The following is a 13,090-nucleotide window of genomic DNA, read 5'->3' as shown; positions in this document are numbered from 1 at the left end:
ATGTCCGGCGGCGCTCGCGAGGAGTGGCCGCCCGGCATGATTGAGCTTTACATTGGGGAAGTCCGTTGTTGAAACCTCATCGCCTTGTACCTAAATCGTTCGCCGCTACAGCGTTAGCTGCGCATGGCCTCGCGGCCCATGCGACATCGGCGTTCGTGGTGCAGGACATCCGGCTCGAAGGGCTGGAGCGAATCGAGGCGGGCACCGTGCTGGCCTATCTGCCCATCCAGCAAGGCGATATCTTCTCCGACGACAAGGCATCCGAAGCGATCCGCGCGTTGTACGCCACCGGTTTCTTCAGCGACGTGAAGATCCTCACCGAAGGCGCGACCGTGGTCGTGCAGGTGACCGAGCGCCCGGCTATCGGCACGGTCGATTTCTCGGGCCTGCATGAATTCGACAAGGACAATCTGACCAAGGCGCTGCGCCTCGTGGGGCTGTCGCAAGGCCGCTTCTACGACACGGCGCTCGTCCAGAAGGCCGAGCAGGAGCTCAAGCGCCAGTATCTGATGCGCGGCTACTATGCCGCCGAGGTCACAACCACCATCACGCCGATCGACCGCGACCGTGTGGCGTTGCTGTTCTCGGTGGGCGAAGGCCCGAACGCGAAAATCCGCCAGATCAACTTCATCGGCAACCGGGCGTTTAGCGACAGCACGCTGCGTGACGAAATGCAGCAGTCCACGCCGAACTGGTTTTCCTGGTACACGAAGAACGACCTCTACTCGAAAGACACGCTGAACGGCGATCTCGAGAAGATTCGCTCGTATTACCTGAATCACGGCTACCTCGAGTTCTCGTTTGAATCGACCCAGGTGTCGATCTCGCCGGACAAGAAAGACATGTACGTGACGCTCTCGGTGCATGAGGGCGAGCCGTACATGATTTCAGGAATTCATCTGGCGGGCGACCTGCTCGACCGGGAAGACGAACTCGACAAGCTGGTGAAGATCAAGGCCGGCGAGGTGTTCTCGGCTGACAAGCTGCAGGCCGCTACCAAGGCGCTGGTCGACAGGTTCGGTGAATACGGCTATGCCTTCGCCACGGTGAACGCGCAGCCGCTGATCGACCAGCAGCGCCATACGGTCGACCTGACGCTACAGGTGGACCCGAGCCGCCGGGTCTATGTGCGCCGCATCAACATTACCGGCAATACCCGCACGCGTGACGAAGTGGTGCGCCGCGAAATGCGCCAGCTCGAAAACTCGTGGTTCGACTCGAATCGTCTCGCGCTTTCGAAGGACCGCCTGAACCGCCTCGGCTACTTCTCCGACGTGGACGTCACGACGGTGCCGGTCGAAGGCACGGCGGATCAGGTGGACGTGAACGTCACGGTCAAGGAAAAGCCGACCGGTGCGATCACGCTGGGCGTCGGTTACGGCTCGGGCCAGGGGCCGATCCTCTCGGCGGGCGTGTCGCAGGACAACCTGTTCGGCTCCGGCACAAGCCTCGCGGTGAATCTCAACACCGCGAAGACGTACCGCACGCTCACCGTCACGCAGATCGACCCGTACTTCACGGTGGACGGCATCAAGCGCGTTACCGACGTCTACTACCGCACCCAGCAGCCGCTGTACTACTCGTCGGATTCGAGCTTCAAGATCGTGACGGTAGGCGGCGACCTCAAGTTCGGCATTCCGTTCTCGGAAGTCGATACGGTCTATTTTGGCGCCGGTATCGAGCAGAACGCGCTCGACGTGGATGGTGCCACGCCGCAAAGCTATGTCGACTATGTGAACCAGCAAGGCCGCGTGTCGAACAGCGTGCCGGTCACGGCGGCCTGGGCACGCGACGCGCGTGACAGCGCGCTGGTGCCGAGCCGCGGCTACTTCACCCAGGCGAGCGCCGAATATGGCACGCCGGTGGGTGGCACGCAGTATTACAAGGCTGATATCAACGCGCAGTACTATTATTCGTTTGCGCGCGGTTTCGTGGTGGGTGTCAATCTCCAGGGCGGCTACGGCAATGGCCTGGGCGGCAAGCCTTACCCGATCTTCAAGAATTACTACGCGGGCGGTATCGGCACGGTGCGCGGCTATGAGCCGAGCTCGCTCGGGCCGCGCGACGCTTCGACCGGCGACCCGATCGGCGGCTCGAGGCTGCTGGTGGCGAACCTCGAATTAACGTTCCCATTGCCGGGCACAGGCTATGATCGCACCCTGCGGGTGTTTACGTTCCTTGACGCGGGTAACGTCTGGGGCGATGCAGGCGAAAGCGTGGGCGCGAACGGCTTGCGCTATGGCTATGGGGTGGGCCTGGCGTGGATCTCGCCGATCGGTCCGCTCAAGCTGAGCCTGGGTTTCCCGCTCACGAGGCACAGTGGCGACCAGTACCAGAAATTCCAGTTCCAGATTGGAACGGCATTCTGATTGGACGGTCCGGGTCAGTCCCGGACCTCTTTACAGTATCGAGAGGATGACTTTGCGAACCGGTATGTTTTCGAAATGTGTGAGATGCGCCTATGCGACGTGCGCGCTTGCGCTGGCAATGACCTTGGGCATGGGCGCGGCGCACGCGCAGGAAGCCAGGATTGCGGCCGTCAACTCGGATCGTATCCTGCGCGAGTCGGCTGCCGCGAAGGCGGCGCAGACCAAGCTCGAAGCCGAGTTCGCGAAGCGCGACAAGGATCTGCAGGATATGGCGCAGAAGCTGAAGTCGATGTCCGACGCGCTGGACAAGAACGGCGCGTCGATGGCGCCGGCCGATCGCGCCGAGAAGCAGCGCGACCTGTCGCAACTGGACAGCGACTTTCAGCGCAAGCAGCGTGAGTTCCGCGAAGACCTGAACCAGCGCCGCAACGAGGAGCTGGCAGCGGTGCTCGATCGCGCCAACAAGGTGATCAAGCAGATCGCCGAGCAGCAGCACTATGACCTGATCGTTCAGGAAGCGGTGTATGTGAGCCCGCGCATCGACATTACCGACCAGGTGCTCAAGGCGCTTGCGGCGGCGCCCAGCAATGGCGCGTCGTCCACCAGTAGCAGCAACTGAACCGCAGGAGCAGTACACGCATGGCATTTACACTCGAGGACATCGTCCAGCGGTTCGGCGGTGAAGTAGTTGGAGACCGCTCGCACCGGGTCAGCAGCCTGGCTCCGCTCGACCAGGCAGGCCCGGAACAGCTGGCATTCCTCGCCAATCCGAAGTACCTGTCGCAGGTCGAAACCACACGCGCAGGCGCGGTGCTGATCAACGCCGGCGACCTCGCCAGGCTGGGGGCGCCACAAGGGCAAGCTCCCGCAGGCCGTAACTTCATCGTCACGCCCAACCCCTACGCTTACTTCGCGCGCGTTGCGCAGACGTTTATCGAGCTGGCCGCGCCGAAGGCCGTGCCGGGCGTGCACGCCAGCGCCACTATCGATCCGTCCGCCCAGGTGGCGGCCAGCGCGGTGATCGGGCCGCACGTCACGGTGGAAGCCGGTGCGGTGATCGGCGAGCATGTGCGGCTGGACGCGAATGTGGTGATTGGCCGCGGTGTCCGGATTGGCGCGGGTTCGCACCTGTATCCGAACGTCTGCGTGTATTACGGCTGCAAGATCGGCGAGCGCGCCATCATCCATGCCGGCGCTGTGATCGGCTCCGACGGCTTTGGGTTTGCGCCTGATTTCGTCGGTGAAGGCGAGGCCCGCACCGGCAGTTGGGTCAAGATTCCGCAGGTCGGCGCCGTGTCGGTCGGCGCGGATGTCGAAATCGGCGCGAATACGACGATCGACCGCGGCGCAATGGCCGATACGGTGATCGAAGAGTGCGTGAAGATCGACAATCTGGTGCAGATCGGCCATAACTGCCGGATCGGCGCCTACACGGTGATCGCCGGTTGCGCAGGCATCGCCGGCAGCACCAATATTGGCCGGCATTGCATGATCGGCGGCGCGGTCGGCATTGCCGGACACGTTACACTGGCTGATTACGTGATTGTCACGGCGCAGTCGGGCGTGTCGAAGTCGCTCCTGAAGCCCGGCATGTACACGAGTGCGTTCCCGGCCGTCGAGCATCGCGACTGGAACAAGAGTGCGGCGCTGATGCGCAACCTCGACAGGCTGCGCGACCGTATCAAGGCGCTGGAAGCGGCTGCGGCCGCTGCTGCGCCGGGCGGCAAGGCGGCTGGATAGGCGCTGGATGGGCGCTGGATGGGCGCCGGGCAGGCAACGGCCAGATTTCAAGCAGGAAGCGTCGCTTTGGGTGGCGGGGCAGCATCGGCTGCCGCATCACTGAAAGCGACGGCAGCAAGCGTTACCAATCCACCTGAACCGTATTCGCAGTCATCATCGCGCAGTCAATGCGTGAGTAGAAACACCATGAGCACCGAAAAAATCAATCTCGACATACATAAGATTCTCACGCTGCTGCCGCATCGCTATCCGATCCTGCTGGTCGATCGGGTGCTCGAACTCGAACCGCACAAGAGCATCAAAGCGCTGAAGAACGTGTCGATCAACGAGCCGTATTTCATGGGGCACTTCCCGAGCCGTCCGGTGATGCCGGGTGTGCTGATTCTCGAAGCGCTGGCGCAGACCGCAGCGCTGCTGACGTTCTCGGAAGAGCCGCATGATCCGGCCAACACGCTGTACCTGTTCGTCGGCATCGACAACGCGCGCTTCAAGCGCGTGGTGGAGCCGGGCGATCAGCTCATTCTGAACGCAACGTTCGAACGGCACATGCGCGGTATCTGGAAGTTCAAGGCGCGCGCTGAGGTGGATGGTGCGGTTGCGGCGGAAGCCGACCTGATGTGCGCAGTCCGCCACACGGACACGGATGGCCAGTAAGCTGGGCCGGTAATGCTGGCGCGCTGGCGGACGTCCATCGCATGGGCATCCGTCCGGGGGGCGGCCAGCAATGGAGCGCTGACGACGCGGCACACGCGGGCGCGGCATCCAGATAACGCAACAGAATCAGAAGCGAGGTCGCATGAGCAGGATTCATCCCACTGCAATCGTCGAGCCGGGCGCGCAGCTCGACGAAACGGTTGAAATCGGGCCGTATGCCATTATCGGCCCGCACGTCAGCATCGGCGCGGGCACGACGGTCGGCTCGCACAGCGTGATCGAAGGTCACACGACCATTGGCGAAGAAAACCGCATTGGTCACTATGCATCGGTCGGTGGCCGGCCGCAGGACATGAAGTACCGCGACGAGCCTACCCGGCTCGTGATCGGCAACCGCAATACCATCCGCGAGTTCACCACCATCCACACCGGCACGGTGCAGGACGCGGGCGTCACCACGCTCGGCGACGACAACTGGATCATGGCGTACGTGCACATCGGTCACGACTGCCACGTGGGCAGCAACGTGATCCTGTCGAGCAACGCGCAGATGGCCGGCCACGTGACGATCGGCGACTACGCGATCGTCGGCGGCATGTCGGGTGTGCATCAGTACGTGCGCATCGGCGCGCATTCGATGCTGGGCGGCGCGTCGGCACTCGTGCAGGACATCCCGCCGTTCGTGATTGCCGCGGGCAACAAGGCGGAGCCGCACGGCATCAACGTCGAAGGCCTGCGCCGGCGCGGCTTTTCCGCCGACGCGATCTCGGCGCTGCGCGCGGCGTACCGCCTGCTGTACAAGAACGGCCTGTCGCTGGAAGAGGCCAAGGTGCAACTGCGTGAGCTGGCAACGGCCGGCGGCGACGGCGATACGGCGGTGCAGGAGCTGGTCGACTTCGTGGTCGCGTCGCAACGCGGCATCATCCGCTAACCGATGGCCCTGCAACCCAGTCCGCTACGGCTTGCAATGGTGGCCGGCGAGCCGTCCGGCGATCTGCTGGCCGCGTCCCTGCTCGACGGCCTCGCGAGCCGTCTGCCGGCCGGCACCCAGTATTACGGCATCGGTGGCCCGCGCATGATCGCCACCGGTTTCGACGCGCACTGGCCGATGGAAAAGCTGTCCGTGCGCGGCTATGTCGAAGCCCTGCGGCATATTCCCGAGATTCTCGGCATCCGCAATGAGCTGAAACGCCAGTTGCTGGCCGAGCCGCCTGCCGCGTTCATCGGCGTCGACGCGCCTGACTTCAACTTCGGCCTCGAACACTCGCTGCGCAACGCCGACATTCCGACCATCCACTTCGTTTGCCCGTCCATCTGGGCGTGGCGCGGCGGGCGCATCAAGAAGATCGCCAAAGCGGTCGATCACATGCTGTGCGTGTTTCCGTTCGAAACCGCGCTGCTGGAGAAGGCCGGCGTGGCGGCGTCGTACGTGGGCCATCCGCTTGCCGACGAAATTCCGCTCGAACCCGACACGCTGGGCGCACGCCGTACCCTCGGCCTGCCGGAAAGCGGGCCGGTGATCGCCGTGCTGCCCGGCAGCCGGCGCTCGGAAATCAACCTGATCGGCCCGACCTTCTTCGCGGCCATGGAGCTGATGCAGCACCGCGAGCCTGGCGTGCGCTTCGTGATGCCGGTGGCGACGCCGGCGCTGCGCGAACTGCTGCAGCCGCTGGTGGACGCCAGTCCGGGCCTCGCGCTGACGCTGATAGAAGGGCAGTCGCAGGTGGCGATGACCGCCGCCGACGCGATTCTCGTCAAGAGCGGCACGGTGACGCTGGAAGCCGCGCTGCTGAAGAAGCCGATGGTGATTTCCTATAAGGTGCCCTGGCTGACAGGTCAGATCATGCGGCGCCAGGGCTATCTGCCGTATGTGGGGCTGCCGAACATCCTCGCTGGGCGCTTTGTGGTGCCGGAGATCCTGCAGCACTTTGCGACGCCCGAGGCGCTCGCCGATGCCACCCTGAAACAGTTGCGCGACGAAGCCAACCGGCGCACGCTGACGGAAATTTTCACGGAAATGCATCACGTGCTGAAGCAGAACACAGCCCAGCGTGCCGCGGAAGTGGTGGCGAACGTCGTCGAAACGCGCAAGGGGCGTCGATGACCGGCGCCCGCGTGCGTGAGCGCAAGTCCGCTGCGGCAGCGCAGCAACCCGGTTTTGACTTCAACGCCGCCGACGAGATCGTCTGCGGCGTCGACGAAGCCGGGCGCGGGCCGTTGGCCGGCCCGGTGGTGGCTGCGGCGGTGATTTTCGATCCGTCGAAGCCGATGATTCGCGGTCTCGACGATTCGAAAGCGCTCACCGCCAGAAAGCGCGATGAGCTGTACGACAAGATTGTCGATCGCGCGCTGGCGTATTGCATTGCTTCGGCTTCCGTCGAAGAGATCGACACGCTCAATATCCTGCACGCGACCATGCTGGCGATGAAGCGCGCCGTGGAAGGCCTCGCGGTTGTGCCGACTCTCGTGAAGATCGACGGCAATCGTTGCCCGGTGCTGAGCATTCGTAGCGAAGCGATTGTTGGCGGCGATGCGCTGGTCAAGTCGATTTCGGCGGCGTCGATTCTCGCCAAGGTCACGCGCGACCGCATGCTGCTGGAGCTGCATCAGCGCTTCCCGGTGTACGGCTTCGACGCTCATTCCGGCTATGGCACGCCGCAGCATCTGGCGGCGCTGCGCGAGCATGGACCGTGCGAGCATCATCGCCGCTCGTTTGCGCCGGTGCGCGAAGCGCATCTGCGTATGGGCAGGCGCGTGGCGGCGCCGGGCGTCGAACTGACACGGCTGCCGCCCGTGGTGGAGACGGCCTGGGTCGACGACGAGTCGAATTCGCTGGGCGCATCGGCCAGATCGACCGGATCGGTCCGCTAGCCGATAACGCGCTTTTCTGAAGCGCCCGCGCGGGCGCTTCATCCTGCTTTTCTCACATTCTCACTGTCTTCGCTGCCTGTGAAAGCCATCACCTCGCGGGACAATCCGCTCTACAAACGCCTCAAGGCGCTCGCCGGCTCGACGCACCAGCAGCGTCGCAGCGGCCACGCGCTGCTCGAAGGGTTTCACCTCGCAAGCGCCTATCTGGACGTCGCCGGCCAGCCCGAAACCTGTCTTGTCACCGAAGGCGCGCTGCGTCACGACGAGGCGCAGGCCATCGTGTCCCGCATCGACGCGAGCCGTATCGTCACCTTGCCGGATGCCTTGTTCGGACAGTTGTCGAATGTGGTGAACGGGGTGGGGATTCTGCTGCTGGTCGAGAAGCTGGCGCCGCCGCTGCCGGAGCGGGTCGGACAGACTTGCGTGGTGCTCGACGGCGTGCAGGACGCGGGCAATGTCGGCTCGATTCTGCGCAGCGCGGCCGCCGCTGGCATTCAGCAGGTGTTTTGCGCGCCGGGAACGGCTTACGCGTGGTCGTCGAAAGTGCTGCGCTCCGGGATGGGAGCGCACTTCCTGCTGGAGATTCACGAGGATGTGGAGCCGCAGACCTTGATCGAGCGGCTTGCCGTACCGGTGGTGATTACCGATTCGCATGGCGCTCAGGCGCTTTACGATTGCGACCTGTCCGGTCCGCTTGCCTGGGTCATGGGCAACGAGGGGGCAGGGGTGTCGCAGGCGTGGCGCGATGCGGTCACGCTGCGTGTGACGATTCCGCAGCCGGGCGGCATGGAATCGCTCAATGTGGCGGCCGCTGCCGCCGTGTGCCTGTTCGAGCAGTGCCGCCAGCAGCGCGGCGGCCGTTGAAGCCGGCCGCTCGCCTGACTAAAACCCGACTCAATACGACGGCCGGTCCAGCTTGATTTCCTGCAGGATCGTCGTCGCAATCTCTTCGATCGACTTGTGCGTCGACGATAGCCATTTGATCCCCTCGCGCCGCATCATCGCTTCTGCTTCGTTGATCTCGTAACGGCAGTTTTCCGGCGCCGCGTACTTGCTGCCCGGCCGGCGCTCGTTGCGGATCTCGGACAGACGCTGCGGATCGATCGACAGTCCAAACATCTTCGGCCGGTGCGCCAGCAACGGCGTCGGCAGCTTGCCGCGTTCGAAGTCTTCCGGAATCAGCGGATAGTTCGCTGCCTTCACGCCGTACTGCATCGCCAGATACAGGCTCGTCGGCGTCTTGCCGCTGCGCGACACGCCCACCAGGATCACGTCTGCATCGGCCAGATTGCGGTTCGACTGACCGTCGTCGTGGGCGAGCGAGAAATTGATCGCCTCGATACGGTTCTTGTACTCCTCCGTGTCCGCATTCTGGTGGCCGCGGCCCATTGCGTGGCTCGACTTCAGCTCCAGTTCCTGCTCGAGCGGTTCGACGAAGGTCTGGAACATGTCCAGCACCAGCGCATTCGAGCCTTTGACGATCTTGTTCGACGAACTGTCGACCAGCGTCGTGAAGACGATCGGCCGGCGGCCGTCCTGCTGGGTCGCTTCGTTGATTTTCTCGAGCGTCGCGTAGGCTTTTTCGGTCGAATCGACAAACGGGACCCGCACCAGGCGGAATTTCTGGTCGAACTGGGAGAGGATCGAATGCGCGAAGGTTTCGGCAGTGATCCCGGTACCGTCGGAGACGATGAATACGGTGGGCGGCATCAGTGGGGCAGTGGGCAGGGAACGTGAGCGGGAAATTTCGCTCGAATCTAACATCGTCGCGCCGAGGCTCACTGTACGGTGGCTAACCGCAAACTACAGGAGCACCGGCGCGGCGCGCCGTGGGCGCCGCTCGCGCACCCTTGACAGCCGTGGCCTCGCGAAGAGCCCGACGGCAGGTCGGGGGCGCGTTTCGAGGCGCAATTCTCGTCCGACAGTCACATTTCAGGAGTCGGCACGGTAGAATAGCGGCAACCTGTTGGATAAGCAATTGCAGGCGAACCGCGCTTAACTCGCATTTATCGCCCGGTCAACGCCCCGCTTTTTGCTGGTAACCTGCGGCGAATTTGAATAATTTCGTCCAACCGTTGGCTTCGTCGTGCTTTTTGCGCGCTTCGTGGCAGCGCGGTTGTAAAAGCGGGAGGCCGGTTAAGCACGTGCTGATTACGCTTCAGTGCGCACGGCCAGGCGATTGCTTATCTAACAGGTTGTGCAAGACGTGAGATCGTCCAAAAGACGTGCTTCCAAGGAAGAGCCCCCAACCTGGCGCTACGCGCCAGCCCCCCGAGGGGGCCAAGAAAACTTGGAGAGGCCCGGCGTTTTCTTATGAGCACTCGCGTCCAAGCCCACTTGCACAGCCGTGTATTTCTTCCACACTTAGGGGCTTGTATGACTAACGCAGTTAACGTCGCAAAGGACCAGGCGTATGTAGTGCCGTTCGAGCAGTTGCGGATGACCGATGTAGAGATCGTGGGCGGCAAGAACGCGTCCTTGGGCGAGATGATCAGTCAACTCGCCCAGGCAGGCGTTCGGGTGCCCACCGGTTTCGCCACGACGGCATTCGCATTCCGTGATTTCCTCCATCACAACAACCTCACCGAACGCATCGCCCAACGTCTCGAGACGCTCGACGTCGACGACGTGAAGGCGCTCGCCGAAGCGGGCAAGGAAATCCGTCAGTGGATCGTCGACGCACCGTTGCAGCCGCAACTCGAGGCTGACATCCGTGCGGGTTTCGACACGCTCCAGAACAGCTCGCCTGAAGAGCTTTCGTTCGCAGTCCGTTCGTCCGCTACGGCAGAGGATTTGCCGGATGCGTCGTTCGCGGGCCAGCAGGAAAGCTACCTGAACGTGGTCGGCGTCGAGGACGTGCTCGACCGCATGAAGCACGTGTTCGCGTCGCTGTACAACGACCGCGCGATCTCGTATCGCGTCCACAAGGGCTTCACTCACGCTGAAGTCGCGTTGTCGGCGGGCGTGCAGCGCATGGTGCGCTCGGACGTCGGCGCGGCCGGCGTGATGTTCACGCTCGACACGGAATCCGGCTTCAAGGACGCGGTGTTCATTACCTCCAGCTACGGTCTCGGCGAAACCGTCGTGCAGGGCGCCGTCAATCCGGACGAGTTCTACGTCTTCAAGACCACGCTGGCACAGGGCAAGTACCCGATCATCCGCCGCTCGATCGGCTCGAAGCTCATCAAGATGGAATTCACCAAGCCGGGCGAGCCGGGCCGCGTGAAGACCGTCGACGTGGCGCACGAGCAGCGTAACCGCTTCTCGATTACCGACGAAGACGTGATCGAACTGGCGAAGTACGCCGTGATCATCGAGAAGCACTACCAGCGTCCGATGGACATCGAGTGGGGCAAGGACGGCCGCGACGGCAAGATCTTCATCCTGCAGGCGCGCCCGGAAACGGTGAAGAGCCAGGCGACGGGCAAGGCCGAGCAGCGCTTCAAGCTGAAGGGCCAGTCGCAGGTCATCGTTACGGGTCGTGCTATCGGCCAGAAGATCGGCGCGGGTCCGGTGCGCGTGATTCACGATCCGTCGGAGATGGACCGTGTGCAGCCGGGCGACGTGCTGGTGGCCGACATGACCGACCCGAACTGGGAGCCGGTGATGAAGCGCGCCTCGGCGATCGTCACGAACCGCGGCGGGCGTACCTGCCACGCGGCGATCATCGCGCGTGAGCTGGGCGTGCCGGCCGTGGTGGGTTGCGGCGACGCCACCGACCTGCTGAAGGACGGCGCGCTGGTTACCGTGTCGTGCGCGGAAGGCGACGAAGGCAAGATTTACGACGGCCTGCTCGAAACCGAAGTCACCGAAGTCCAGCGCGGCGAACTGCCGCCGATTCCGGTGAAGATCATGATGAACGTGGGCAACCCGCAGCTCGCCTTCGACTTCTCGCAACTGCCGAACGGCGGTGTGGGGCTGGCGCGGCTCGAGTTCATCATCAACAACAACATCGGCGTGCACCCGAAGGCGATTCTGGAGTACCCGAACATCGATCAGGACCTGAAGAAGGCGGTCGAGAGCGTGGCGCGCGGTCATGCATCGCCGCGTGCGTTCTACGTCGACAAGCTGACCGAAGGTATCGCGACGATCGCCGCGGCGTTCTATCCGAAGCCCGTCATCGTGCGTCTGTCGGACTTCAAGTCGAACGAGTACAAGAAACTGATCGGCGGTTCGCGTTACGAGCCGGACGAAGAAAACCCGATGCTCGGTTTCCGTGGCGCCTCGCGCTACATCGCGGACGACTTCGCCGAAGCGTTCCAGATGGAATGCATCGCGCTGAAGAAGGTGCGCGAAGAGATGGGCCTCGACAACGTCGAGATCATGGTGCCGTTCGTGCGCACCTTGAAGCAGGCGGAGCGCGTGGTCGGGCTGCTGGAGAAGTTCGGCCTGAAGCGCGGCGAGAAGGGCCTGCGCCTGATCATGATGTGCGAAGTGCCGTCGAACGCGATCCTTGCCGAGGAATTCCTGCAGTACTTCGACGGCTTCTCGATCGGTTCGAACGATCTCACGCAGCTCACGCTCGGCCTCGACCGCGACTCCGGCATGGAACTGCTGGCAGTCGATTTCGACGAACGCGACCCGGCGGTCAAGTTCATGCTCAAGCGCGCGATTGAAACCTGCCTGCGGCTGAACAAGTACGTCGGCATCTGCGGGCAGGGCCCGTCGGATCACCCGGATTTCGCACAGTGGCTGACCGACGAAGGCATTGCGTCGATCTCCCTGAACCCGGACACGATTGTCGAGACGTGGCAGGCTTTGGCTAAATCGTCGACAAAATAAGCACTACGCATCGCAGGACGGTGCGGTTCATCAAAGTGGACCGTGCCGGACGGTAAAATGCACCGGCTTCGTGCTATAAACACCTCGGTAGATCCGGGGTGTTTTGCTTTGTGGAGGTCGACGTGACGCCTGGTGGACTGTTCTGGTGGATCGGGGCCGGCGTGCTTATCGTGCTGGAGTTGATGAGCGGCACCTTCTATCTGTTGATGATCGCGTTGGGTTTCGTGGCCGCTGCTCTCGCGCGCCTCGCCGGCGCCAATGCCGACGTGCAGTTCGCGCTGGCGGCCGTGGTGGCGCTGGTCGCCGTGTTGCTGCTGCGGCGCTCGCGCTTTGGCCGCAGAAAGCGCGAGGTGGCCGCGCGCAATCCCGACGTGAATCTCGACATCGGTCAGACTTTGACCGTGACCGGCTGGCGCGAGCGGCGGGCGCGGGCCAGCTATCGCGGCGCCGCGTGGGATGTCGAACTCGCGCCGGGTGAGCCGGAGGATGCGCAGGTCTATGAGATCAGCGCGCTGGACGGCAGCCGGCTGGTCGTGGTGGCGAGCAGGCGGCCTGCGAGCGGGGCTGGGAGCGGGACTACGAGCGGGACTACAAACGGACCAGGGGCCGGGCCCGCAACCGGGCCTGCAACGGGCAGCGCGGACGGTTCCGCAAAAAATCCCGCAGATGGCCCG

At 63.5% G+C, this 13,090-nt stretch carries 10 protein-coding genes and 1 pseudogene; 10 read left to right on the top strand and 1 reads right to left on the bottom strand.

Features of this window, described 5'->3' with window-relative positions:
• The first annotated feature begins 65 nt into the window (after positions 1–65).
• From bamA to FFS45_RS32225, 8 genes are all read left to right on the top strand, one after another.
• Entirely contained in the window at positions 66–2,369 is a 2,304-nt protein-coding gene (gene bamA / locus FFS45_RS32260; protein WP_137958694.1) for an outer membrane protein assembly factor BamA, read from the top strand.
• Between the two features lie 46 nt (positions 2,370–2,415).
• On the top strand, positions 2,416–2,988 hold the full coding sequence (locus FFS45_RS32255; RefSeq protein ID WP_171029811.1) for an OmpH family outer membrane protein: 573 nt from the start codon (positions 2,416–2,418) through the stop codon (positions 2,986–2,988).
• A gap of 20 nt (positions 2,989–3,008) precedes the next feature.
• Positions 3,009–4,109, top strand: coding sequence for a UDP-3-O-(3-hydroxymyristoyl)glucosamine N-acyltransferase (lpxD, locus tag FFS45_RS32250; protein ID WP_137958692.1), 1,101 nt, complete (start codon positions 3,009–3,011; stop codon positions 4,107–4,109).
• 186 nt (positions 4,110–4,295) lie between these two features.
• Positions 4,296–4,763: a 3-hydroxyacyl-ACP dehydratase FabZ gene (fabZ, locus tag FFS45_RS32245; RefSeq protein WP_090694092.1), complete on the top strand. Its 468-nt coding sequence runs from the start codon at positions 4,296–4,298 to the stop codon at positions 4,761–4,763.
• Between the two features lie 142 nt (positions 4,764–4,905).
• Positions 4,906–5,694: an acyl-ACP--UDP-N-acetylglucosamine O-acyltransferase gene (lpxA, locus tag FFS45_RS32240; protein WP_137958691.1), complete on the top strand. Its 789-nt coding sequence runs from the start codon at positions 4,906–4,908 to the stop codon at positions 5,692–5,694.
• Between the two features lie 3 nt (positions 5,695–5,697).
• Positions 5,698–6,867 carry a lipid-A-disaccharide synthase gene (lpxB, locus tag FFS45_RS32235; RefSeq protein WP_137958690.1) on the top strand — a complete coding sequence of 390 codons (1,170 nt, stop codon included), beginning with the start codon at positions 5,698–5,700 and terminating at the stop codon, positions 6,865–6,867.
• Entirely contained in the window at positions 6,864–7,634 is a 771-nt protein-coding gene (gene rnhB, locus FFS45_RS32230; protein ID WP_137958689.1) for a ribonuclease HII, read from the top strand. Before lpxB ends, rnhB begins: the two co-directional genes overlap by 4 nt.
• A gap of 78 nt (positions 7,635–7,712) precedes the next feature.
• Complete coding sequence (locus FFS45_RS32225) at positions 7,713–8,498, top strand: RNA methyltransferase (RefSeq protein WP_137958688.1); 786 nt, start codon at positions 7,713–7,715, stop codon at positions 8,496–8,498.
• A gap of 30 nt (positions 8,499–8,528) precedes the next feature.
• On the opposite strand, the gene FFS45_RS32220 is transcribed toward FFS45_RS32225, so the two are convergent.
• Positions 8,529–9,344, bottom strand: coding sequence for a pyruvate, water dikinase regulatory protein (locus FFS45_RS32220; protein ID WP_137958687.1), 816 nt, complete (start codon positions 9,342–9,344; stop codon positions 8,529–8,531).
• 666 nt (positions 9,345–10,010) lie between these two features.
• On the opposite strand from FFS45_RS32220, the gene ppsA reads away from it, so the two are divergent.
• Both ppsA and FFS45_RS32210 read left to right on the top strand, forming a co-directional pair.
• Positions 10,011–12,416, top strand: coding sequence for a phosphoenolpyruvate synthase (ppsA, locus tag FFS45_RS32215; protein ID WP_137958686.1), 2,406 nt, complete (start codon positions 10,011–10,013; stop codon positions 12,414–12,416).
• A gap of 122 nt (positions 12,417–12,538) precedes the next feature.
• A pseudogene (locus tag FFS45_RS32210) lies at positions 12,539–12,973 on the top strand (NfeD family protein); the annotation flags it as partial.
• Positions 12,974–13,090 lie beyond the last annotated feature (117 nt).

The organism is Burkholderia sp. 4M9327F10 (genome assembly GCF_005503145.1).
Taxonomy (GTDB): domain Bacteria; phylum Pseudomonadota; class Gammaproteobacteria; order Burkholderiales; family Burkholderiaceae; genus Paraburkholderia.
The sequence above is the reverse complement of the archived record's forward strand: the minus strand, read 5'-3'. Positions and strand labels throughout refer to the sequence as shown.

Bases quoted from the DNA above. Each gene is read 5' to 3' on its own strand.
- ppsA (WP_137958686.1), top strand. From the start codon at position 10,011: ATGACTAACGCAGTTAACGTCGCAAAGGACCAGGCGTATGTAGTGCCG.
- FFS45_RS32220 (WP_137958687.1), bottom strand. From the start codon at position 9,344: ATGCCGCCCACCGTATTCATCGTCTCCGACGGTACCGGGATCACTGCC.
- FFS45_RS32255 (WP_171029811.1), top strand. From the start codon at position 2,416: ATGACTTTGCGAACCGGTATGTTTTCGAAATGTGTGAGATGCGCCTAT.
- lpxA (WP_137958691.1), top strand. From the start codon at position 4,906: ATGAGCAGGATTCATCCCACTGCAATCGTCGAGCCGGGCGCGCAGCTC.
- rnhB (WP_137958689.1), top strand. From the start codon at position 6,864: ATGACCGGCGCCCGCGTGCGTGAGCGCAAGTCCGCTGCGGCAGCGCAG.
- lpxD (WP_137958692.1), top strand. From the start codon at position 3,009: ATGGCATTTACACTCGAGGACATCGTCCAGCGGTTCGGCGGTGAAGTA.
- fabZ (WP_090694092.1), top strand. From the start codon at position 4,296: ATGAGCACCGAAAAAATCAATCTCGACATACATAAGATTCTCACGCTG.
- lpxB (WP_137958690.1), top strand. From the start codon at position 5,698: ATGGCCCTGCAACCCAGTCCGCTACGGCTTGCAATGGTGGCCGGCGAG.